The organism is Streptomyces sp. NPDC020780 (assembly GCF_044334475.1).
Classification (GTDB): Bacteria; Actinomycetota; Actinomycetes; order Streptomycetales; family Streptomycetaceae; genus Streptomyces.
The window spans coordinates 121,408-143,617 of record NZ_JBIRTB010000018.1; the positions used below are offsets into that span (position 1 = coordinate 121,408).

Below are 22,210 nucleotides of genomic sequence, written 5' to 3' on the forward strand. Positions count from 1 at the left end.
GGCAAAGTGTGGGCGACACGATTTCGGGATTGTCGCGAACGGTTACGAAAGACGACGAGAGAGGATTCACCATGCGGACCTACGTCTTCCCCGGACAGGGGGCGCAGCAGAAGGGAATGGGTTCTTCCCTGTTCGAAGAATTCCAGGACCTGACCCGCGCGGCCGATGCGATCCTGGGCTACTCCATCAAGGAGCTCTGCCTGGAGGACCCGGACAAGCTGCTCGACCGGACGCAGTACACCCAGCCCGCGATGTACGTCGTCAACGCTCTGTCCTACTACCGAAAGCTCCGCGAGACCGGCCTGGCCCCGGACTTCGTCGCAGGTCACAGCCTGGGTGAGTACAACGCGCTGCTGGCGGCCGAGGTCTTCGACTTCGAGACGGGTCTGTCGCTGGTACGCAAGCGCGGCGAGTTGATGGGCCGGGCCTCGGGCGGCGGGATGGCCGCCGTGCTGAACGCCTCGGAGGCGGAGATCCGCACCATCCTCACGTCGAATGGGCTCGACTCCGTCGACCTGGCGAACTTCAATACGCCGTCGCAGGTCGTGCTGTCCGGCCGGGCCGAGGACATCGAGGCCGCGAAGCCGCTGTTCCAGACCGGTAACCACTTGTTCGTACCGCTGCGGACGAGCGGGGCGTTCCACTCCCGGTACATGGAGCCGGCCCGCGCGGAGTTCGCCGAATTCGTGGATGGGATAGAGTTCGCGAAACCGCGCATCCCGGTGGTCTCCAATGTCACCGCGAGGGTGTATGAGGACCATCTCACCAAGAAGACTTTGGCGGAGCAGATGGTGAGCGCCGTTCGGTGGTCCGATACGGTTGAGTACCTCCTCGGGCATTCCGGAATGGAGATCGAAGAGGTCGGTCACGGCAATGTGCTGACCAAACTGCTGGCCAAGATCCGACGCGAAGTCACGAGCGTGAAGAGCGCGAGTGTGGGGACCGTGAGTGAGAAGGGCGCGAGTGCGAAGGATTCGCCGCCGCGTGCCGCGCGGAAGTCGGGCGAGGATTCTGCCGAACTGGTCCGTAAGTGGAATGAGCAATATGCGATCGGCTCTCGGTTCCGGTCCACCACGGGTAATTACGGGAACCTTGAGACCGCCACGGCGGCAAGCGTCCTCTTCGGGCACCGGGCAGCCGTCTACATGCACGGCTACCGAGGATATTTCGATCTCCAGGAGCTGGAGCCGGTCCCAGCGACGCAGTAAATCGGACCGAACCGACCAGAAGCCCCAGGAGGAGAACTGATGACAACCGTTGGCATCGAAGCGATGAACATCTTCGCCGGCACCTGCTATCTCGACGTGGAGAAGCTGGCGATCCACCGCGGGCTCGACACCGCGAGGTTCGACAACCTCCTCATGAAGGAGAAGACCGTCGCGCTGCCCTACGAGGACCCGGTGACGTTCGGCGTCAACGCGGCCAAGCCCCTTCTCGACGCCATGTCGCCGGAGGAGCGCGATTCCATCGAGCTGGTCATCACAGGGACCGAGTCGGCGTTCGACTTCGGCAAGTCCATGAGCACGTACTTCCACGACCTCCTCGGGCTGAACCGCAACTGCCGCATGTTCGAGATCAAGAGTGCGTGCTACTCGGGTGTCGCGGCGCTGCAGACAGCGGCGAACTTCATCTTGTCGGGGGCCTCGCCGGGCGCGAAGGCCCTGGTCATCGCCACCGACATCACCCGCTTCATGGTTGCGGAGAGCGGCGACGCGCTCTCCGAGGACTGGTCCTTCGCCGAGCCGAGCGGCGGCGCCGGCGCCGTGGCGATGATCGTCAGCGACACCCCGCACATCTTCCAGATAGACGTCGGCGCGAGCGGCTACTACGGCTACGAGGTCATGGACACCTGCCGTCCGCTGCCCGACAGCGAAGCGGGCAACGCGGATCTGTCCCTGCTGTCGTACCTGGACTGCTGCGAGAACTCCTTTCGCGAGTACCAACGCCGCGTCGGCGAAGTGGACTTGGTTTCCAGCTTCGGCTACCTCGCCTTCCACACGCCATTCGGCGGCATGATCAAGGGCGCGCACCGCAATCTGATGCGCAAGATAGCCAAGGCGCGTCCGGCGGCCATCGAGGAGGACTTCCAGCGGCGCATGCACCCCGGGCTGACGTACTGCCAGCGCGTCGGGAACGTCATGGGTGCCACCACGATGCTGTCACTGGCCAGCACCATCGACAACGCGGACCTGTCCAGCCCCCAGCGCATCGGCGTCTTCTCCTACGGCTCCGGCTGCTGCTCCGAGTTCTTCAGCGGCATAGCCCGCCAGGAGAGCCAGGACCGCACCCGCGGCCTCGGCATGGAGAAACACCTCGGCGCCCGGTACGAGCTGACGATGCCCGAGTACGATGCCCTGCTGAAGGCCAACCACGCGGTGAAGTTCGGTACCCGGAAGGCCCTGCTGAACACCGGAATCGTGCCGCAGGCCCGGACCGCGCTCGGAAAGGAACTGCTGTTCCTGAAGGAGATCGACGAGTTCCACCGGGAGTACCAGTGGGTGTCCTGAACGCCGCGGGATACGACACCGTCAAGGTCCGCTTCGAGAACGAGATCTGCTTCCTGCAACTGCACCGCCCGGAGGACGGCAACACCATCAGCACCCGGCTGGTCGAGGAGTGCACCGAAGTGGTGCGCTTCGCGGAGGAACACGCCAAGATCCTCGTCCTGGAAGGCCTGCCCGAGGTGTTCTGCTGGGGCGCCGACTTCGCGGAGATAGCAGGGGGAGAAGGACACGGGGACAAGGACGGAGGGGACGAGGGCTCACCGGCCGTGGCCCTGTACGACCTGTGGCTCGCGTTGGCCTTCGGCTCGTTCGTCTCCGTGGCGCATGTGCGCGGCAAGGTCAACGCCGGGGGAGTGGGGTTCGTAGCGGCATGCGACATCGTGCTGTGCGCGGACACCGTGACGTTCAGCCTGTCGGAAATGCTCTTCGGACTCATGCCGGCCTGCGTCCTGCCCTTCCTCATCAGGAAGGTCGGCCTGCCCAAGGCCAACTTCATCACGCTGATGACCCAGCCGTTCACCGCCGAACAGGCCGTGAACTGGCACCTCGCCGACGCCTGCGCGGAGAGCAGTGACAATCTGCTGCGCCGGCACCTGCTGCGGCTGCGCTATCTGCCCAAGACGGGAATGACCCGCTACAAGCACTACCTGCGCGAGCTGGATGACATTCTGCTCCCCTCCCGCGCCAAGGCCGTCGCGGCCAACCAGGAGGTGTTCTCCGACCACGAGAACCTGCGCAAGATCGAACGCTATGTGAACACCGGGCAGTTCCCCTGGGAAGGAGAGTAGACATGCAGAGCCCACCCGTGGAATACCGGGAGATCACCCCCTCCATCGTCCAGATCACGATGCAGGACACGGTGCACAAGAACACCTTTTCCGACGCGCTCATCACCGGCCTGCAGGATGCCTTCGCGAGGGTCGGGGCGAACGACCGGTGCAAAGCCGTCGTACTCACCGGCTACGGCAACTACTTCGCCAGCGGCGGCACCAAGGAGAGCCTGCTGCTGATCCAAGAGCGGCGCATCAGTTTCACCGACGCGGACATCTACGGCCTCGCGCTGGACTGCCCCGTCCCCGTCATCGCCGCGATGCAGGGCCACGGCATCGGCGGCGGCTTCGCCATGGGGATGTTCGCCGATTTCGTGATACTAGGTCAGGAAAGCATCTACACAACCAACTTCATGAAATACGGATTCACACCCGGCATGGGCGCGACCTTGGTCCTGCCCAAGAAGCTCGGCTTCAGCCTGGGTGGCGAGATGCTGCTCTCCGCGAAGACGTACTACGGCCACGAGCTCAAGGACCGGGGCGTCCCCTTCCCGGTCCTGCCGCGCGCCGAGGTGCTGCGGCACGCCATCGAACTGGCCGGGAGCCTCGCCGAGAAACCCAGGATCTCCCTGGTCACCCTCAAGAGCCACCTCGTGTCCGAACTCCGCGCCGAACTCCCGCGGTACATCGAGCGCGAGGTGGCCATGCACGAGAAGACCTTTCACCAGCCCGAGGTCCGGGCTCTCATCACGTCCCACTACACAGGAGGCTGACCTCATGCCCGAACCCCGCGTCTACGACCTGATCGTGAACCACGTCCGCGAGGTGATCCCCGAACTGGAGGACCACCGTTTTGAACCCTCGGACTCGCTGCGCGACCTGGGAGCCAACTCCATCGACCGGGCGGAGGTCATCATCATGACCCTGGACTCGTTGTCGGTGCGCATCCCCCTGGTCGAGCTGGCGGACGCGAAGAACATAGGCGAGCTGGCGGATCTCATCCATGACAAGTCCGCACTCTGACGCCCAAGACGTCGTCGTCACCGGCCTGGGCGTCACCACCGCGGTGGGGCAGGGCAAGGACGACTTCGTCGCAGCGCTTCTCGAAGGCCGCTGTGCCTTCCGGGTCATGGGGCGTCCGGGCCGACAGGTGCCGGCCGGTTTCGCCGGCGACACCGCGGCCTTCCTGGGCGCCGAGATGGGCGAGCCGGCCCTGCCCGGGAACATCACGGCGCGCACGGTGCGTACCGCGTCGCTCTCCGCCAAGGCAGCCCTGGCCACGCTGTCCGAGGCATGGCACGAGGCCGGTCTGGACGAGGCCGACCCGTCCCGCATCGGCCTGGTGATCGGCGGCTCCAACGTGCAGCAGCGCGAGTTGACGCTGCAGCACGCCCGCTACGCGGACCGGCCCGAGTTCCTGCGCCCGACGTACGGCCTGGGCTTCATGGATTCGGACCTGTGCGGGTTCTGCACCGAGCAGTTCCCGATCCGGGGTTTCGCACACACCCTCGGCGGTGCGTCGGCCAGCGGGCTGCTCGCGGTGCTCCAAGCCGTCCGGGCGGTGCAGTCCGGCCAGGCCGACGTCTGTATCGCCCTGGGAGCGCTCATGGACGTGTCGTACTGGGAGTGCCTGGCGTTCCGGGCCATGGGCGCCATGGGCTCCCACCGCTGGGCCGACGAACCGGCCTCGGCCTGTCGCCCCTTCGACCGTGACCACGACGGCTTCATCTTCGGCGAGGCCTGCGCCGCGGTGGTGGTCGAACGGGCGGACGCGCGCCGGCATCCCACGCCGTACGCGCGTTTTCGCGGCGGAGCCACGGCGATGGACGGCACCCGCAACCCTCACCCTTCCGTGGAGGGCGAGGTGTCCGTCGTCGAGGCGGCGCTGCGGGAAGCCGGCCTGTCCGCGTCCGCCGTCGACTATGTCAACCCGCACGGCACCGGATCGCCCACCGGGGACGCGGTCGAACTGGAGGCGCTTGCGCGCTGCGGGCTCACCCATGCCCGCATCAACGCGACCAAGTCGATCACCGGGCACGGGCTCGCCGCGGCGGGGGCGGTGGAGGTCGTGGCCACCCTCCTGCAGATGCGGGAGCAGAAGCTGCACCCGACCCGCAACCTGGACGATCCGCTCGACGACGCCTTCCCCTGGGTGCGGGAGAAGGCGGAGGACTACGCGTTTCGTACGGCGGTCAGTCTGAGTATGGGCTTCGGCGGCATCAGCGCGGCGATCTGCCTCGAAAAGTGGTGACGCCGAGCGCATCGCGGAACGGACCCACGACCAAGTCCTCTCGAAGGCAGCGGAGATGACCAGACCGACCGTGTTCATGTACTCGGGGCAGGGCTCCCAGTACTTCCACATGACCCGCGAACTCTATGAGCGGCACCCGCGCTACCGGCTGTGGCTGGAGTACTGCGACGACATCGCCTTCCCGGTGCTCGGCAAGTCGGTGCTGGACACACTCTTCGACCCGGACCGCAAGAAGAGCGATCCGTTCGATTCTCTGGCGGACTCCAACGCGGCACTGCTGTGTGTGGAGTACAGCCTCACGCGGGTCGTGCAGGAGATGGGCTACCAGCCCGACGTCCTGGTGGGCTACAGCCTGGGAGAGATCACCGCGGCAGTGGTCGCGGAGGCGGTCTCGCTGGAGTTCGGGATCTCCTTCGCCGTGGAGTTCGCCCGGATGCTGGCCGACCGGACTCCGCGGGCCGGGATGCTGGCAGTCCTGTGTTCCGAAAAAATCCTGCGCAGCCACGCCGAATTGTTCGCCGACTGCTGGGTCACGGGACGCAATTTCGACGGCAACTTCGTGGTCAGCGGCCGGGTCGAGGCGGTGGCGCGGCTCGAACACGCCCTGGCGCAGGAGTCTGTCGTCTGCCAGCGACTGCCGGTCAACTACGGCGTGCACACCGAACTCATCAGCCCCGTCGAGGATCAGGCGCGCGCCCTGCTCGGCACCGCGACATTCGCCCCGCCGCAGATCCCGGTGATCTCGTCAGCGTTGACGGACCGGATCGTCGAGCTGACGGCCGACGGCATCTGGGCAGCTATGAGACGCCCGGTGGACTTCGCGCAGACCATCGAGAAGATGACCGCTCGCGGCGACGCCACCTTCATCGACCTCGGGCCCAGCGCGACACTCGCGACGTTCGTGAAGTACATCCTGCCGCCGGACAGCGGCTCTGCGCAGGTGCACACCATCAACCGTTTCGGACAGGACCTGAACTCGCTCCGCGAGTTCCAGGAGCAGACAGCTGCGATACGTGGCTGAGGCCACGCCGGAATCCAGGAGGGACATCCGTTCATGTCAGATTTGAGTGCCATCAGAACGTACCAGGACGCCACCGCGATCATCACGGGTGCCGCGTCGGGCATCGGCCGCGCGCTGGCCGAGGAGCTCGTGGCCCGCGGTTGTGAGGTCGTACTGGCCGATATGCAGATCGAGCAGGCCGAAGAGGTGGCCGCAGCACTGCGGATGGCCGGCGGAAAGGCGACCGCTGTCTGGCTGGACGTCACCGACGACACGAAGTTCGAACAACTCGTCAAGGACACCGTCGCGCGCACCGGACGCCTGGACTACCTGTTCAACAACGCCGGCATCAGCCACGGCATGGGTGCGGGCGCCCGGCACTATCACATCGAGGACTGGCGGCGCATGATCGACGTCAACCTCCTCGGCGTCGTCAACGGTGTCCAGGCCACATACAACCTCATGATCGACCAGGGGTTCGGCCACATCGTGAACACCGCCTCCCTGGCGGGCCTGGTTCCGAGCGCGGGGACGACCTCGTATGTCACCACCAAGCACGCCGTCGTCGGGCTCTCGCACAACTTGCGCATCGAGGCTGCCCAGTTGGGCGTACGCGTGAGCGTGCTGTGCCCGGGTGTCATCCGGACCCCGCTCATCGAGGGCGGCGTCTACGGCCGCAGCGTCGAGGGAGTGACCAGTGAGATGACGCGGGACAGGTGGGAGGAGCAGAAACCCATCTCGGCAGAGGAGTTCGTCAAGAAGTCACTCGACGCGGTCGCCCGGAACAAGGCAATCATCGTGGTTCCCGCGTTCTGGAAGCTGTTCTGGTGGCTTTTCCGGTTGTCGCCGACGCTCTGCCTGAACATCGCGACCAAGAAGTTCCAGGATCTCGGAGGGCGCGGACCTTCCGGCAACTGACCTCGGAAGTACCGACAAGCGAACCAAGAAACCTCTGCTGGCAGTATGTGAACAGGGAGTACCGATATGACCAGTGGGGCGTCCTATCCCCAGCACAGGCCGATCCCGCGAACCCCGGGTGGGTCCGCGAGTGCCTCCGGGGCAGCCGCCTCCCGGTCTGCGGCCACTGACTGTCTCTACTCGACGGTATGGGTCGAGGCGGAGGGGACCTCAGGGGTATCGCTGCCGGGTGCGCATCTGCTGCTGTCCGGTGCGGCCGTCGAGGCCGACCTGCCGGGCGGCTGGGTCAACCGTGTGGTGCGCGCCTCGGATGCGCTGGACGACGTACTCGGCGAGCAGCCATGGGGCTGTGTCGCGGTGCTGAGCGACGGGCGAGAGGCCGATGTCCTGCTGGGGCTGCGCGTTCTGCAAGCCTGCTCGCAGGGGGAGCTCGCGTCTCCGGAAAGAATCGTCTTCCTGCCTGCGCCGGGTGCGGTCGACGACGCGGGACTATGGGGGCTGGGCCGGACCGCCCGGCTGGAGCGGTCCGATCTGGCGGTCCACTGCATCGAAGTGTCGCGAGAGCAGTTGTCACGAGCGTTGACGCTGAGTCGCAGCGGCCGGTTGGAGGACGAGTACCGTTTCACCACCACCGGTGTCCTCGAAGTCCCGAGATTGCGACGACACGACCTCGACGACGAAGGGTTCGCTGCCCGCCCGGACGCGACGTACGTGGTGAGCGCAGGTTCGGGGGCTCTGTGCCTGGTGGCGGCGGAGCTCCTGGTGGACCGGGGAGCGCGGCATCTGGTGCTGCTGTCCCGGTCGGCGCAAGCGGAGTCGCCTGCGCCGCCTGAGGTCGCGGAACTGCGTCGATCTGCGCGGGTCGAGTGCCTGACGTGTGACGTGAGTGATCTACGGAGTGTCCACCGGACCCGGGAGGCCATGACGCAGGCCGGTATGCCGGCGGTGGCCGGAGTGGTGCATGGCGCGGACATCCTGACCGATGGCGTGTTGGCCCACCAGTCGGAGACGAAGCTGAAGCAGGCCTACGGGGCCAAGGTCGAGGGCGCCAAGAATCTGCGCAGTGTCTTTGCCCCACCGGACTTTCTGGTGTTGTTCTCCTCGACCGCTTCGATCTTCGGGGCCTTCGGCCAGGCAACGTATGCCGCGGCGAACGCGACGCTGGACGCCCTGGCCACGTCGTGGTCGCTGCGAGGGGAGCCCGTGCTCTCGATCCAGTGGGGCATGTCGTCGGAAGCCGGCATCGCGGTGCGTTCCCAGGCCGTCGAACGTCCGAGGTCCCCTGGCTTCGGAGTGATCGGTAAGGAGCTGGGGACCACCGTATTGGACCGGCTACTCGCCGGGCCCGAGCGGGGAACAGTCTGTGTCTCCCCCGTGCAGTGGGACGCGGTGTCGCCGGCCGACCCCTTCGTGTCGCGCTTCACCGCCCCCGCCCGGCGGTCGGCCGATGCACCGGTATCGGGACCGGGCGACGGCCGGCAGGGCGTTCACCCGGCGGCTTCGGAAGCCGCAGGAACACAGGTCGAAGACGACACTTATGAGGGCGGGCCCTCTCGGAAGGGGCCCGCATCAAACCGTCCCGCGTCGAAGGAGTCCGCGTCCCGGGTGCCCGCTGCCTCACAAACGCCGGCTCTTTCGAGTCTGCCGGTCCTGGTCATAGGGGCAGGCATGGGTGGCATCAGCTTCGCTCGCCGCCTGGAAAAGCTGGGCGTCGCAGCCATCGTGCTGGAAAAGCGGGACGGTGTCGGCGGCGTGTGGAGTTCGCTTGCCAATGCGGATTCCCGAGTCCAGATCGACTCGCCGGCTTACAGCTTCGACAGCGCGTCGCCCATGGTGCATGGCGACCATCGGTGGCAAGCAGTTTTCCCTGGCAGGGGTGAGGTCCTCCAGCAGTCGAATTCCGTGGCATCCGAGCTGAAGGAGCCGATTCGTTTCAACTGCGAAGTGGTATCCGTCCGGAAGGTGCGAGAGCAGGAATACGAGGCCGAGTACCTTCAGGGGGGCGTTTCCAAGTCCGTCCGGGTTTCCGGTGTCGCGGCACTTACAGGCGGGCTGCACCGGCCCGTGCAGCATCGATTTCGCGATGAGCACCTCTTCGTAGGGCACGTCGGGCTTGGGGTTGCCGATGACACGCCGCCGGAAAGGTTCAACGACGCGTCGGTGGTGATCGTCGGACACGGTGCTTTCGCCTTGGAGAACATGCGCACTGCCCTGGAGAACGGTGCGCGCCACGTGACGATCATCTGCCGACGACGCAATCTGGTCGTGTCGACTCTGTGCAACTGGATGATCAACTCCAACGAGGGACCGACACCGCTCAACGATGTGGTTGACATCATGCGACCGTTCTACGAGCTCTGCGGTGTAGACATGGAAGCTCTTCCGTCGCTCTCTCAGGACGCGGACGGAGGTTTCGTACTGGATCAGTCGACGGTTCCGGCGGCCTCGGATGTGTACTTCCTGGCGCAGGCGCTCGGCAAGGTGACCGTCATCGAGACCGAGATTGACTACGTGTCACCCCATGCGGTCGTCACGGAGTGCGGGAAGGAGGTGGAGGCCGATGTGCTGCTCAAATGCCTCGGGTCGCAGACGGACCGGACCGTCCTGTCGAAGATCTTCGGCGAGAACAGCAGAGTGGAAGGGCTCTGGGTCGACCGGGACCCCAACCTGTTCACGTACAACGACGGCGCGCAGATCCCCCGTAGAGCAAAGTCTCTGCTCTGTTCGAGCTATGTGTTCTTCCTGCAGGCATTCGCTGAGGCGTATCTGCATTTCCGGGACAACCCTGCCGAGTTGGAGGCGTTGTTCGAAATTATTTCGGTCGATAATTCGGAGAAATCGTCCTCCGAGCGTCTGCTTGTGGAGCTGTGGGGCTTCATTGAGCGTGCGAAGAAGAACGTTGCCTCGCGCACCGCTGAGCTCTGCTCGTTCGACCGCTTCCAGAAGGAGAGGGAGTCGGAGTGGCAGATGTACGCCGCGTTGATGGGCGAGCCGGTCGATGCGGGGGAGGGGCTTTGGGGTGTGATGGCCCCGACCATGTCGCTGCTTCACCGACGGGATCCCTCATTTCCCGTGGAACGGCGGGTCGATCACACCGGCTTCGGCTCCGTGAGTATCTTCGTGCCACGGCGACACCGGGTGCTGTTCCTGCCGGGGCGGGGGACCGACGGACGCCTTGCGCGGGCCATGCTGAAGAAGGCTGGCTGGACCAGGCGCGATGATCTCGAGTTTGTCATTCCCGACGCGCCCTATCCGATGCCAGCGTTCGCCAGTGCGGAGCAGCTCGAGATGCGGGGCCTGGACTCCTTGGCTGAACAGGGTCTCTACGATGTGGCGGGTACGTACCGGGAGTGGAGAGCGGGTTTCGCCGAGCTGTGGCATCAATACCACGGTAGGCCGGCCTACGTGGAACCCGCCGATTCTGCTGGGTCTTTGGACCCGGCCCTTCAGTACCTCAAGTCGGTTGCGGAGGGCCATGGGCCGATGTCGGGCGTCGCCGGGTTCGGTGAAGGCGCCGCGATCGCCTCCGCGGCTCTCCATAGTCAGGCTCTCGGGCAGGACGTAGGTCTGGGGGATGTACGGTTCTTCATCGCGATGTCCGCGTGGCGATCACCTGCCCATGAGCGCGCGGGGGTATTTGAGAAGACCCGGCCCCTTGATGTTCCCGTGCTCCAGACGCTGGGTGAGAGAGAAGCGGTGGTCTTCCAGGCCGCTGCGCCGGTATTCGCCCAGGACTTCCAAAAAGTGCTTGAGTACAGGCACTTGGGCAAGCACACCTACCCTTCGCTCACGCGCGGTCTCGATCAGAACCTCAACCGTCTGCTCCATGCCGCATTCAACCCCTCGGCCGGGCAATAGGGACCTCTGGGCCGCGCCCCCGCCGAAGCGGGAGGCCTGGCCTCAGCTTGTGTTCCTTGTCCATCAAGATCTTCCAGGCTTGCCGATGGTCTTGAGGGTCTCGGGGCGTGCGACTGTCCTGCCGACGTAGTGAGGTGCCCGGCGCTTGTTCTCGGCGTCTGGAGGCCGTCCGGGGCCGGCTTCTCGGGGTTCGAATACACGGGCCGGGCAGGCGAGGTGAGGGCGGATGTTTCCTGAACCGTCCGGCGGGCCCGTGCCGGGGTGAGCCGGTCGAGGGGGGTGGGCCTCTCCCGGGGCCTGCGAAGGTCCGCGGCGAGTGGCCGGGCCAGTCGAAGCTGGGTGTGGGCGACGACAGCGATCCCACACCGCCTGCTGGGCCACCGCCGTGAACCCCACCCGACCCGGAGGCGTACGCGAACAGACCACCCGCGAGCGCTGGCAGCGGGTCCACCATCTGCTCGACCAGGGCGTCGGCCTCCTCGAATGCGCCCGCCGCCTCGATGTCGCCCTGAACACGCGTACGTTGCTGAGCTGCGTGCTCGGCCCACGAGCTGATCACGCCCAGGACGCCCCTGCGTCCGGGAGGCGACCCGCCGCTCGTCCGAGGAGGGGGTGACAGTCCGGCTGTCACCCAAGTCAGGGAGCTCCGGGGTGAGCCTCGTTGGGGGTGTAGTCGGCCTCTGGTGCGTAGGCACCAGGACATGTGCGTGGCTGGTCCAGGTGCACCAGGGGAAGACGGCCGCGGGGAACGATGCCCGGCGGGGCGCCGCAAGGAAGTGTTGGGGGCGTGCGAATCCCGCACGCTTCCCCTGCCTGGCGGTGTTTGGAGTGATCAACAGGCGACATTTCTTGACCGCATCGGATGTGGGGACTTCCGGCGGTGCCGCTACGGCGCGGCGGGTCGACTCAGTCGGCGGACTGGCCAAGCAGGCATCCCATCGACGGACCAGCGCGATCGGTAGTCCTCGTTCGCGTGTGCGCCACGGGAGCGCAGCGCACACATCCAGCAGGTTCACGCGCGTGCTCGCAACCAACGATGAAAGGACGTCCATGTCCGTAGCCGGGGTTTCCTCAACCCCTATCGGGAGGCCGGCGATCGGTGCTCTCGCCTTCTTGGCACTCGCCCTCGGCACCCCTGCAGTCAGTGGTGGAGCCTGCGCTCCCGTTGCTGCGAGGTGAGCTGGGGGTGAGTAATGGCGATGCGGCACTGATCGGCAACGTATTGCTCGTCACCGGCGCGGTCATCACGCCTGTGGCAGGCAAACTTGGCGACCGCTACGGGGGAAAGCGAGTGCTGGTCTCGCTGATGGCCGTAGTGTCGGCCGGTGGTCTGCTGGCCAGCCTGGCGCCGAACTTGCCGCTGTTGTTACTCGGTCAGGTGTTGCAGGGCGCCATGGTGGGTGCGCTGCCCCTCTCATTCATCCTCGCGCGCAAACACCTCTCGACAGGAGAGTCACAGGCAGCGATCGGGGTGGTCGTCGCGCTGTTCACGGGCGGCAGCATGGTGGGAATGTTGTTCGCCGGGCCGGTCGCGGAAGGAGTGTCCTGGCATTGGATGTTCGCGCTGCCGACGATTGTGATCATCGTGATGACGTCGGCCGTGATGTGGCTGATGCCGCATGATCCGCCGATCGAGTCGAACAACAGGATCGACTGGCCTGGCGTTTCTCTGCTGAGCGCCACATTGCTCGCGTTCATGCTCGGGTTGAAGGCGGTGACGGAGGGCGGCGGCGTGTCGCCTCCTGCGGTAGGTGCCATCGTGGTGGGCGTGGCCGCACTCGCTGCCGCATGGGTCTCGGTCGAGCGCAGGGCAGCCTCGCCGATGGTCGATCTGCGCATGCTGGCACAGCCCGCCGTGCGACATGCGTTCGGGCTCACCTTCGTCATCACCGCCAGTTTCGGGATGGTGGGCTATCTCTTCCCGCAGATGTTCGGGGCACCGGCCGACGGGTACGGCTTCGGAGCCGACACCACCGACATCGGAATGCTCCTGTTGCCCGGCGCTATCGCCGGGTGCGTAAGCGATTCGATCGGCGGGATCGCGGCGCGGCGTTTCGGTACGCGCGCCGTGGTCACCGTCGGAGCCGCCGCCACGGTGACCACGATGACGGCCCTCACGGTGCTGCACACTGCGGAATGGCAGCTCGTCCTCGCCAAGGTGCTGATCGCGTTCGCCGCGGGCATCGGTACGACGGCGTTGCTCGCCAGTACTGCCACCGGCGTGGAAACCAAGGACATCGGCATCGCTACCAGCCTGCTCACGGTGACCCGCGTGATCGGCACCGTCCTCGGCGCCCAGATCGCCGGCGCGATCCTCGATGCCTGGGCCGATCCGGCAACGGGTCTGTCGACCGAATCGGCCTTCGCCACAGCTTTCGCCATCGCCGGCCTCGTCGCCGCGTTGTCATTGCTCGTTGTCCGCAACATGACGAAGAAGGGAGCCCAGGCATGACGCCTACCGGTCTGTCGATGGACGTGAGTACTACCGCGAAGCGCACGGTTCTGGTTTCCGGGGCCAGCATTGCCGGACCTGCGCTGGCGTACTGGCTGAGCCGGTCCGGTTTCTCCGTCACCGTGGTGGAGAAGGCGAGCACACTGCGCGACGGCGGATATCCGATCGACATCCGCGGTACTGCGACAGAGGTGGTCCGGCGGATGGGCATACTGCCGAAACTGCACGACGCGCACATCCACTCGCATCGCTACACTTTCCTCGACGCCGATGGCGGTGAACTGGCTGTACTCAGCCCGGACGCCGTTGCCGGCAGTGTCAAGGGGCAGGACCTGGAGGTGCGCCGGGGGGACCTGGGTGCGATCCTCTACGCGCTGGTTCGCGACGACGTGGAATTCCTGTTCAACGACTCCATCGACACCATCTGCCAGTCCGCACACAAGGCCGAGGTCACTTTCCACGGTGGTCAACAGCGCACGTTCGACCTGGTGATCGGCGCCGACGGTTTGCACTCACACACCAGGGGCGCACTCTTCGGCCCCGAAGCACAGTTCCACCGCTACCTCGGCTACTGCTTCGCCATATTCACCATGCCGAACACCTTCGGGCTCTCCCGCGAGCTCATGATGTGGAGCGCCCCGGGGAAAGCCGCGGCCCTCTATGCCGTCGGGGCCGACACCGAGCTGCACGCCTTCCTGAACTTTCACCGACCGGACCCGCCGTTCGATGCCCTCCGGGACCCCGACGCCCAACGGGACCTGGTCGCCACGGCCTTCGCAGGTGCGGGATGGGAGGTCCCCGGCATGATCGACGCCATGCGCGACGCGAATGACCTGTTCTTCGACACGGCCGGTCAGATCCACCTGCCCCGCTGGTCCAGCGGCCGCGTCGCGCTCGTCGGAGATGCCGCGTACGCACCCTCGTTCCTCACCGGACAGGGCTCAAGCCTTGCGCTGGTCGGTGCCTACATGCTCGCCCATGCCCTGGCCACGAATCCGGACCACACCGCGGCCTTCGCCGCCTACGAGCGCGACGTTCGCGCATTCGTCGCCGTGAATCAGGCACTGGTCGCCAACGGTGCCGCCACGCTCTTCCCCACCACGATGCGGGCCCTGGAGCAACGCAACACCCTCTTGCGTGGCCTCACCACCATGCCCTCCGCGACCGCGCGACCGGCCCACTCAGCCCTCACGCTGCCCGAATTCGCTTCGATGCCATGACCCGGGACTCCAGCAGTCCTCCCGGCGATCGACGACTCGTGTGCGGCCACGCCACATGGCCGGGCCGGCTGGAGGCGCGGTGGTTGAGCCTGTCCGTGTGCACAGACCGAAACGAGCGGGAAGGGGAGATCGTACGCCGGGGCAGCACCAGTCCGGTCCGCTACCGGCGCGCGAGGATGCTGCCGGCCTCGGCCGGCAGGACCGCGTCCCGGTGACAACTCGAAGGGTCCAGACTGACGAGGACACTGTCCGGGACGCGATCCACCGATCCCCGCCTACTCGGCCCTGACGACGAGGACTCCGTCAGCGGAATGGCCATCACCCCACCGTTCAGCCCCGGCCTCTCCCTATCGGATTACGAGAGGCGGTCGGTGCCACCGTCGTCGGTGGCGTGGGCCAGGCCCGTCCGGTAGGCGATGACGACGAGTTGCGCCCGGTCACGGGCCTGGAGCTTCGTCATGGCGCGCTGTACGTGGCCGCGGACGGTGAAGGGGCTGAGGAACATCCGCTCGGCGATCTCCGTGTTGGACAGGCCGGTCGCGACCAGAGCCACCATCTCGCGTTCGCGCGGGGTGAGTACGGCGAGCCGTTCGGGGTGGTGCGGCGGTGCGGCGTCCGGTGTGGCCAGGAAACGGGCGACCAAGGAGCGGGTCGCTGCGGGGGACAGAAGGGTGTCGCCGTCGGCGATCGTACGCACGGCGTCCAGGAGGTCCTCGGCGCCGATGCCCTTGCCGATGAAGCCACCGGCTCCCGCGCGCAGCGCCTGGGCGACGTACTCGTCGGTCTCGTATGTGGTGAGGATGAGAATGCGACAGGCACGCAGTTCCGGGTCCGCACAGATCTCCGACGTGGCGGTGAGACCGTCCACCTCGGGCATACGGATGTCCATGATCACCACGTCGGGGCGCAGTTCCCGGGTGAGCCTCACCGCCTCCCTGCCGTCGGTGGCCTCGCCGACCACGGTGATGTCGTCGGAGCTGTCGAGGAGCATCCTGAAGGCGCTGCGCAGCAGGGCCTGATCGTCGGCGAGCAGCACCCGCAGCGTCACGGCGTACCCCCAGTCTTCCGGTCGCCCGCCCTTTCGTCACCTGTCGATCCGCCGGTCGTCCATCCCTCGGTGGTTGTTGCTTCGTCAGTCCTCGGCGCCGGGTTCTTGACAGGCGGCAGGGGCAGTTTGGTGGAGACGAGGAAGCCGCCCTCCGGGCGGCTGCCCGCGGAGAGGTGGCCCCCGACCGCGGTGGCACGTTCACGCATCCCGATCACACCGAAACCGGTCGCCCGGCCCCCCGCCGTCGACATAGCCGATCCCGTGGATGCGGTCGATGTCGTACGGGCGCCGGCTCCGTCGTCGGCGATGGTGATGGTCACGCGATCGCGGTTCCAGGCGAGGCGCACCCGGGCGCTGCCCGTACCGGCATGCTTGGTCACGTTGGTCAGGGCCTCCTGGATGATGCGGTACGCGGTGAGGTCAACCCCCGGCGGCAGGGGCCTGACCGTGCCCTCCTGGTCCATCGACACCTCCAGACCCGCGCGGCGGAACGACTCGAGGAGCGTGGGGAGCCGCGACAGCCCGGGCGCCGGTTCGGCGAGCGCCGCCGTGTCCCCGGACTGACGCAGCAGACCTACCGTGGCCCGCAGGTCGTCGAGCGCGTCGCGGGTGGTCTCGACAAGTTCCTCCAGGCTCTTGCGGGTCTGCTCCGGGCGGGTGTCGAAGAGGTGGGCTGCGACCGTGGCCTGCGCGTTGGCCAGGGTGATCTGATGGGCCACGAGGTCGTGCAGTTCCCGGGCGATGCGTACCCGCTCCTCGGCCACTCTGCGGCGCGCCTCGCTGTTCCGGCTCTTCTCGGCGCGCAGGGCCCGCTCCTCCACGGCCGCCAGGTAAGCGCGTCGGTTCTGCACCGAGTGACCCAGTACGCCGGCCACCAGCGGGAACGCCGCCACCGCTCCTACCCTGCTCGCGTCCTTCCACGAGAGGGCACCGAGCAAGGGGGTCGAAGCGACCAGCAGTGCCACGGAGATGAGCGCCACGGCGCTCGCCGCGCGCCGTTCGGAGCGCGCGGCGAGCGAGTAGGAGTAGGCGGTGATCACGGCGGGGGCCACGATGAGCGGGCTCAGCAGGAGGTCCAGGAACGGAGCCAGCACGCCGCTCGCGGTCGTGACCGCCATGGCCGCCATGGGCGCCCGGTGCCGCACCGGCAGCACCGCGCAGGACACCACGGCGATGAAGTAGGCGGCAGCGGACGGCGGTGACAGCGTGCGGCCGTCGTCCTGCACCACCCCGCCGAGCAGGCAGAGCGCGAACGCCGTCGTCGTGATCGCCGCCTCCCGCCACCACGTGCCGCGTGGTCGCGGGCCACCGCCACCCGTGTTGGCCATGGCCGACTCAGCCCCGGTCGACGGGCAGCCGCCGCCCTGTTGCGTCCAACTCGGCTGCGGGGGCCGGGACACGCTTGCTCAGTGCCTCACCCTCGATATCCACATTCGGCAACACGCGGTTCAGGATACGGGGCAGCCACCGGGCCCGGTGGCCGAGCAGTTCCAGGACCGCGGGGGGCGATTGCCATCCGGACGACGAAGGCGTCGAAGGCGACGGCGGCGGCCGAACCGACACCCATCGTCTGGATGGTCGGCCTGCTCATCCCGATGAACCGGCGAACACACTGATCATGATGATCGCCGCCGCGGCCCCCACACGTCCGCTGTGCCGGAGACCGCTGACGCTCGCTTCGCCGAGGGAGGCGCCAGGGCGTAGGCCTCCCGCATCCAGGTGCGGTTCCAGGCCACCGGGAAGGTGACCTCAGCTCCCCATGGACACGAGCAAGAACACACCCCTGCAGCGTGAGCGTCGAGTGTCCACGGGGAAACTTCACTCAGCCCTGGACGCCGGTACCCGACAGAATGCCTTCGACCACGTCGCGGAGCTGCGAGCGGGCGGTGATGCCGAGCTTGGGGAACACCCGGTAGAGGTGCGAACCGACCGTGCGCGGTGAGAGGAACAGCTTCTCCCCGATCTCACGGTTCGTCAGGCCACGGGCCGCCAGCTGGACGATCTGCTGCTGCTGGGGGCTGAGTTCGGCGAAGGCAGTGGGTACGACGTCGCTGGCTCCGATGCCAGCGGCGCGTAGTTCTGCCTGTGCCCGCTCCATCCACGGCCGCGCGCCCAGCCGCTGGAAGGTTTCCAGGGCGGCGCTCAGCAGCGGACGGGCCTCGGCGATACGGCGCTGCCGCCGGAGCCATTCCCCGTAGTCGAGCTGTGTCTGCGCCCGTTCGAAGGGCCACTGCTCACCTGCCGGTTCCTTGAGCGCTGCGCGGAAGAACGGCTCCGCGTGCCCGGGGTCCGCCAGCAGGGCGCGGCCCCGGTAGATCAGTGTCCTCACCCGTGCCGACATGCCTGTACCGAGGCGCCGCGCCGACCGTTCCAGCAGCTCTGCGGCGTGCTTCTGTCGTCCTCGGCGGACGGCCGCCGCCGCGAGTTCGGCCAGGAGGGTGTAGGAGACGTGGTAGTGGACCGGATCGCCGTCGTCGGTGAACGCGGAGCGGAACTGCGTGTACGCGGTGTCGTAGTCGCCCTCGGCCACGGCCGCCATCCCTAGTAGGGCTTGGTCAGGTTCGTATGGGTGTGGGTATGTCGCGGTGGCAGGTGGGGCAGGCGCCGGTCCAGGTGGCGAGGAGTGTCTGGAGCTCGCGGACGACTTGGTAGAGGCTCAGGCCGGCGCCGTGTCTTTTGGGTGACGGGCCAGTCGTTGCAGGGTGCAAAAGGCGTGGGCGGCGGAGACGAGGGTGACGTGGTGGTGCCAGCCGGGGAAGGTGCGGCCCTCGAAATGGGCCAGGCCCAGGGCCTGTTTCATCTCGCGGTAGTCGTGTTCGATGCGCCAGCGGAGTTTGGCCAGCCGCACCAGGGTGGCCAGCGGCATGCCGGAGGGCAGGCTCGACAGCCAGAACTGCACCGGTTCGCTCTCGCCGGCCGGCCACTCGGCCAGCAGCCACCGTTCGGGCAGCTCCGGATCCTCGACGGCCTTGCGGACGCCGCGTCCGGCCGGGCGGATGCGCAGAGCGACGAAGCGCGAGTACATGCGCTTGAGGCCACTTCGGCTCTTGCCCGGCCGGGATCCCTCCCGCCAGGAGACGGGCCTGGCCGCCGCCTTCCCGACTGTGATGACCAGGTCCTTCACGGTCTGTGCGGGCTCGGGGTACTGCATCTTCGGCGGACGCCCGGTGCCCGCACAGACCGGTTGGACGGGCCGGGCCCCGGCCGGATGCGCGGTGTGACGGGAGGAGATCCCGACCACGTAGGGCAGGTCCCGTTCCTCCAGACCGAGGCGGAAGGCGGCGGCATCGCCGTAGCCGGCGTCCGCAACCACCAGCGGAACGTCGATGCCCCACGAGAGGGTCTCGTCGATCATGTCCAAAGCGAGCTGCCACTTCTCCACATGCCCCACATGATCGGGAATCCCGCAACGGGTGCGGCGGGCAACCTTGACCGCATCGGCCCCGGGCGAGGCCGGATCCCAGGAGGCCGGCACGAACAGCCGCCAGTCGACCGCCGCCGAGGCATGATCGGTAGCCAGGTGCACCGAGACGCCGACCTGGCAATTGGTGACCTTGCCCGCGGTGCCGGTGTACTGCCGGGCCACACCCGCCGATGCGTCCCCGTCCTTCAGGAAGCCGGTGTCATCCACGATCAGCGCTTCCGGGCCGATCGCCTCGTGCATCCGCCAGGCCAGCCGGGCCCGCACATGCGCCGCATCCCACGGACTGGAGGTGATGAAGTGCGCCAGCGCCTGCCGGTTGCCGTCCTCACCGAGACGGGCCGCCATCGGCTCCACCGACTTGCGCCGCCCGTCCAGCAACAGCCCCCGCACATACGCCTGCCCCCACCGCCGCTGATCGGCACGGAAGAACCCGTCGAACAACTCCGCCGCGAACGCCTCCAGGTCCTCCCGGACCCCGGCCATCTCCTCAGGTGTCACACCAGCCCAACGACACCGACGAACAAACAGACACGCCACTCACGAGTGAATATGACCAAGCCCTACTAGGCCCCGACGCGAAGACCGCGACGGAGCGGCTCTCCTGTGGGTCGACGAGAGCCAGGGCCCGTTCGACCAGCCGGCGTGCGGCGGCCGGGTCGCCCAGCAGTGCGACCACCGTGGCATCGAGTGCGTAAGCGCACGCCTCGGCGTGGTCGAGTCCGGCCGACGATGCCATGGCCGCGAGGTCAGTCGCCACCGAGCGGGCCTCGGCCCAGCGGCCCTGCTCCAGGCGGGTCCAGCCGGCCGCGCATCCCAGTCCGTCCGGGAGCCGTCCACGGGCCTGCCACTGGTCGAACGCCACGTCGAAGGTCCTGGCGGCGAGGGTGGTCTGGTCGAGCAGCCAGGCGACGATGGCCAGCGCGGTCAGGCGACTGGCGTCGCCCTTGGCCTTGGCGATGAGTCCGGGCAGGGCCGGTGAGAGGAGGGCTCCTGCGCTGCTGGGGTCGGAGACGGCCAGGACCCAGGCGCGCAGCGCCGCTCCGGCGGCATCCTCGGGCACGCGGGAGAGCAGGCGCTGGATCTGTCGCTGTTGGGACTCGTCGCCCGAGTAGTAACGGACCACCGCCGCCGCGGCCAGCGCGTCGAGGACGAGGGGCGACCGGGCGTACGTCGCCTCGTCGGCAACACGTATGAGCAGGGCGAAGGCTGCTGGGTGAGGGGAGCCCAGGGACATGAGCTGTCCGGTGGCCAGCGCGGCTTTGCCCAGCAGTGTCTGGTCGTCGGTGCACTCGCGGACTGCGGCGGCCAGTTGTTCCACCCAGCCGAGTTGACCGGTGAAGACGGCGGTGGCGGCGGCTTCGGTCAGCAGGCGCGCCCGGTCCTCGCGGCGCGGGCTCAGTTGCGCGGCACGCTCCTGGGCCGCGGCCGCGGCCGCGAAGCCACCCCGGCGCCGGGCCCGGTCGGCCGTCTGCTGCAGTGCGGCCGACACGTCCTGGTCGGGGCGTACGGTCGCGGCGGCGAGATGCCAGGCGCGGCGGTCGGGCTCCTCGCGCAGCAACTCCGCGAGAGCGAGGTGGGCCCGGCGGCGTGCCTCGAACGACGCGGCATGGTAGACGGCGGAGCGGATGAGCGGGTGACGGAAGGAGATCCGGGATCCGTCCTGGCGTACGAGACCGGCCCGGTCCGCGGGTACCCATGCCTCGTCGTCCGCCTCGGGAAGTCCCACGGCCGCCGCCGGAGCGTCCGCCGTGTCGGCGGCCGCGAGCAGCAGCAGGATGCGGCGGGTCGGTTCCGGCAGACCCGCCGCGTGCCCCGCGAAGATCCGCTCCAGTCGGTCGGTGACCGGCAGCGGGCCCTCCACGCCACTGCCCTCGGGGTGCCGGATCGCGGTGGCGTGGGCCAGTTCCACCAGCGCCAGCGGGTTGCCGGCCGCCTCCTGGAGGATGCGCACCCGTGTCCGGCCGATGGGCGGCGTGGGTTGCCGGTCCAGCAGTAGGTTGGCCGCCTCAGCGTCCAGCGGGCCGAGTTCGAGGCGCTCGTATCCCTTGTCGAATCCAGGCAGGGCGTCCACGGTGCGGACTGCGACCAGCAGCGTGACAGGCTCGCTGTCCATGCGCCGCGCCACGAACGAGAGAACATCCAGTGATTCGCGGTCGATCCACTGGGCGTCGTCGACCACCACCAGCAGCGGGGCGGTATCCGCCAGGTCCGACAACAAGGTCAGGACCGCCAGACCGACGAGCATCGCGTCGGGAGTCTCCGCACACTCTTCGAGCCCCAGGACGGCTCGGAGCGCGGAGCGCTGCCGCGACGGCAGCCCCTGCGCTTCAGCGAGTACCGGGCGCAACAACTGATGAAGACCGGCGAATCCGAGGTGCGCCTCGGAACCGCTCCCCGCCGCCCGCAGCACTCGGCCACCCGAGCCCCGTGCGTGATCGGCCGCGAGGTCGAGCAGCGTGCTCTTTCCGGCACCGGGGTCACCCGTGACGATCAAAACGTCGCTGTGGGACCGGTCAGTGCCCACACGCCGGATGATTTCTGCGGTCTCGGCTTCTCGGCTCACCACCGCCGGACCGGAATTCCGCGTCGAGCGCCGCTCCCTACGAGCCCTTCCATCGTTTTGCACGAATGCTCCAAGGAATCCAAAGACCCCAAACACTAGCCTCGATCTTTCGTGACGGTCCGCCGACGGAGTCGGTGGACCGTTTTCGTGCTGTGGGCTGAGGGCGGGCAGGGCGAGGGCCCGAGTGTCGTCTCGGGGTGGC

14 protein-coding genes and 5 pseudogenes are annotated in these 22,210 nt (G+C 67.5%); 12 read left to right on the plus strand and 7 right to left on the minus strand.

Features of this window, described 5'->3' with window-relative positions; translation table 11 throughout:
- The first annotated feature begins 71 nt into the window (after positions 1-71).
- The 9 genes from fabD (at position 72) to ACH4VO_RS28370 (ending at position 11,301) form a co-directional block, all read left to right on the plus strand.
- On the plus strand, positions 72-1,208 hold the full coding sequence (gene fabD / locus ACH4VO_RS28330) for an ACP S-malonyltransferase (protein WP_360993817.1): 1,137 nt from the start codon (positions 72-74) through the stop codon (positions 1,206-1,208).
- A 39-nt stretch (positions 1,209-1,247) separates the two neighbouring features.
- Complete coding sequence (locus ACH4VO_RS28335; protein ID WP_360993820.1) at positions 1,248-2,507, plus strand: hydroxymethylglutaryl-CoA synthase family protein; 1,260 nt, start codon at positions 1,248-1,250, stop codon at positions 2,505-2,507.
- Positions 2,495-3,292: an enoyl-CoA hydratase/isomerase gene (locus ACH4VO_RS28340; protein ID WP_360993822.1), complete on the plus strand. Its 798-nt coding sequence runs from the start codon at positions 2,495-2,497 to the stop codon at positions 3,290-3,292. Before ACH4VO_RS28335 ends, ACH4VO_RS28340 begins: the two co-directional genes overlap by 13 nt.
- A 2-nt stretch (positions 3,293-3,294) precedes the next feature.
- A complete protein-coding gene (locus tag ACH4VO_RS28345) occupies positions 3,295-4,047 on the plus strand; it encodes a polyketide synthase (RefSeq protein ID WP_360993824.1) in 753 nt (250 codons plus the stop codon).
- Between the two features lie 4 nt (positions 4,048-4,051).
- The gene (locus ACH4VO_RS28350) at positions 4,052-4,297 is read left to right on the plus strand and encodes an acyl carrier protein (protein WP_360993827.1); all 246 of its coding nucleotides are present in this window, start codon (positions 4,052-4,054) and stop codon (positions 4,295-4,297) included.
- On the plus strand, positions 4,278-5,525 hold the full coding sequence (locus ACH4VO_RS28355; protein ID WP_360993830.1) for a beta-ketoacyl synthase N-terminal-like domain-containing protein: 1,248 nt from the start codon (positions 4,278-4,280) through the stop codon (positions 5,523-5,525). Before ACH4VO_RS28350 ends, ACH4VO_RS28355 begins: the two co-directional genes overlap by 20 nt.
- A gap of 55 nt (positions 5,526-5,580) precedes the next feature.
- Complete coding sequence (locus ACH4VO_RS28360; protein ID WP_360993833.1) at positions 5,581-6,546, plus strand: acyltransferase domain-containing protein; 966 nt, start codon at positions 5,581-5,583, stop codon at positions 6,544-6,546.
- Positions 6,547-6,579: 33 nt separating this feature from the next.
- Entirely contained in the window at positions 6,580-7,443 is an 864-nt protein-coding gene (locus ACH4VO_RS28365) for an SDR family oxidoreductase (protein WP_360993835.1), read from the plus strand.
- A gap of 66 nt (positions 7,444-7,509) precedes the next feature.
- Positions 7,510-11,301 (plus strand): KR domain-containing protein, encoded by a 3,792-nt coding sequence (locus ACH4VO_RS28370; protein ID WP_360993838.1) that lies wholly within the window; start codon positions 7,510-7,512, stop codon positions 11,299-11,301.
- Positions 11,302-11,364: 63 nt separating this feature from the next.
- Here ACH4VO_RS28370 and ACH4VO_RS28375 read toward each other — a convergent pair.
- A pseudogene (locus ACH4VO_RS28375) lies at positions 11,365-11,657 on the minus strand (transposase); the annotation flags it as partial.
- Here ACH4VO_RS28375 and ACH4VO_RS28380 point away from each other — a divergent pair.
- The 3 genes and pseudogenes from ACH4VO_RS28380 to ACH4VO_RS28390 form a co-directional block, all read left to right on the plus strand.
- A pseudogene (locus tag ACH4VO_RS28380) lies at positions 11,657-11,857 on the plus strand (ISL3 family transposase); the annotation flags it as partial. The pseudogenes ACH4VO_RS28375 and ACH4VO_RS28380 sit on opposite strands and share 1 nt — an antisense overlap.
- Before the next feature lie 494 nt (positions 11,858-12,351).
- A pseudogene (locus ACH4VO_RS28385) lies at positions 12,352-13,753 on the plus strand (MFS transporter).
- Positions 13,750-14,973 (plus strand): FAD-dependent monooxygenase, encoded by a 1,224-nt coding sequence (locus ACH4VO_RS28390; protein ID WP_360993844.1) that lies wholly within the window; start codon positions 13,750-13,752, stop codon positions 14,971-14,973. The pseudogene ACH4VO_RS28385 and the gene ACH4VO_RS28390 overlap by 4 nt, the downstream one beginning before the upstream one ends.
- Before the next feature lie 355 nt (positions 14,974-15,328).
- Here ACH4VO_RS28390 and ACH4VO_RS28395 read toward each other — a convergent pair whose 3' ends face one another.
- From ACH4VO_RS28395 to ACH4VO_RS28420, 6 genes and pseudogenes are all read right to left on the minus strand, one after another.
- Positions 15,329-16,021 carry a response regulator transcription factor gene (locus tag ACH4VO_RS28395; protein ID WP_360993847.1) on the minus strand — a complete coding sequence of 231 codons (693 nt, stop codon included), beginning with the start codon at positions 16,019-16,021 and terminating at the stop codon, positions 15,329-15,331.
- The gene (locus ACH4VO_RS28400; protein ID WP_360993850.1) at positions 16,018-17,349 is read right to left on the minus strand and encodes a sensor histidine kinase; all 1,332 of its coding nucleotides are present in this window, start codon (positions 17,347-17,349) and stop codon (positions 16,018-16,020) included. Before ACH4VO_RS28400 ends, ACH4VO_RS28395 begins: the two co-directional genes overlap by 4 nt.
- 7 nt (positions 17,350-17,356) lie before the next feature.
- Positions 17,357-17,742, minus strand: a pseudogene (locus ACH4VO_RS28405) (MMPL family transporter); the annotation flags it as partial.
- Between the two features lie 101 nt (positions 17,743-17,843).
- A pseudogene (locus ACH4VO_RS28410) lies at positions 17,844-18,566 on the minus strand (LuxR C-terminal-related transcriptional regulator); the annotation flags it as partial.
- Between the two features lie 111 nt (positions 18,567-18,677).
- Entirely contained in the window at positions 18,678-19,928 is a 1,251-nt protein-coding gene (locus ACH4VO_RS28415; protein WP_360993853.1) for an IS701 family transposase, read from the minus strand.
- A 4-nt stretch (positions 19,929-19,932) separates the two neighbouring features.
- Positions 19,933-22,104 carry an AAA family ATPase gene (locus ACH4VO_RS28420; protein WP_398441624.1) on the minus strand — a complete coding sequence of 724 codons (2,172 nt, stop codon included), beginning with the start codon at positions 22,102-22,104 and terminating at the stop codon, positions 19,933-19,935.
- Positions 22,105-22,210 lie beyond the last annotated feature (106 nt).

Bases quoted from the DNA above. Each gene is read 5' to 3' on its own strand.
- fabD (WP_360993817.1), top strand. From the start codon at position 72: ATGCGGACCTACGTCTTCCCCGGACAGGGGGCGCAGCAGAAGGGAATG.
- ACH4VO_RS28335 (WP_360993820.1), top strand. From the start codon at position 1,248: ATGACAACCGTTGGCATCGAAGCGATGAACATCTTCGCCGGCACCTGC.
- ACH4VO_RS28345 (WP_360993824.1), top strand. From the start codon at position 3,295: ATGCAGAGCCCACCCGTGGAATACCGGGAGATCACCCCCTCCATCGTC.
- ACH4VO_RS28350 (WP_360993827.1), top strand. From the start codon at position 4,052: ATGCCCGAACCCCGCGTCTACGACCTGATCGTGAACCACGTCCGCGAG.
- ACH4VO_RS28355 (WP_360993830.1), top strand. From the start codon at position 4,278: ATGACAAGTCCGCACTCTGACGCCCAAGACGTCGTCGTCACCGGCCTG.
- ACH4VO_RS28360 (WP_360993833.1), top strand. From the start codon at position 5,581: ATGACCAGACCGACCGTGTTCATGTACTCGGGGCAGGGCTCCCAGTAC.
- ACH4VO_RS28365 (WP_360993835.1), top strand. From the start codon at position 6,580: ATGTCAGATTTGAGTGCCATCAGAACGTACCAGGACGCCACCGCGATC.
- ACH4VO_RS28370 (WP_360993838.1), top strand. From the start codon at position 7,510: ATGACCAGTGGGGCGTCCTATCCCCAGCACAGGCCGATCCCGCGAACC.
- ACH4VO_RS28390 (WP_360993844.1), top strand. From the start codon at position 13,750: ATGACGCCTACCGGTCTGTCGATGGACGTGAGTACTACCGCGAAGCGC.
- ACH4VO_RS28400 (WP_360993850.1), bottom strand. From the start codon at position 17,349: ATGGCCAACACGGGTGGCGGTGGCCCGCGACCACGCGGCACGTGGTGG.
- ACH4VO_RS28415 (WP_360993853.1), bottom strand. From the start codon at position 19,928: ATGGCCGGGGTCCGGGAGGACCTGGAGGCGTTCGCGGCGGAGTTGTTC.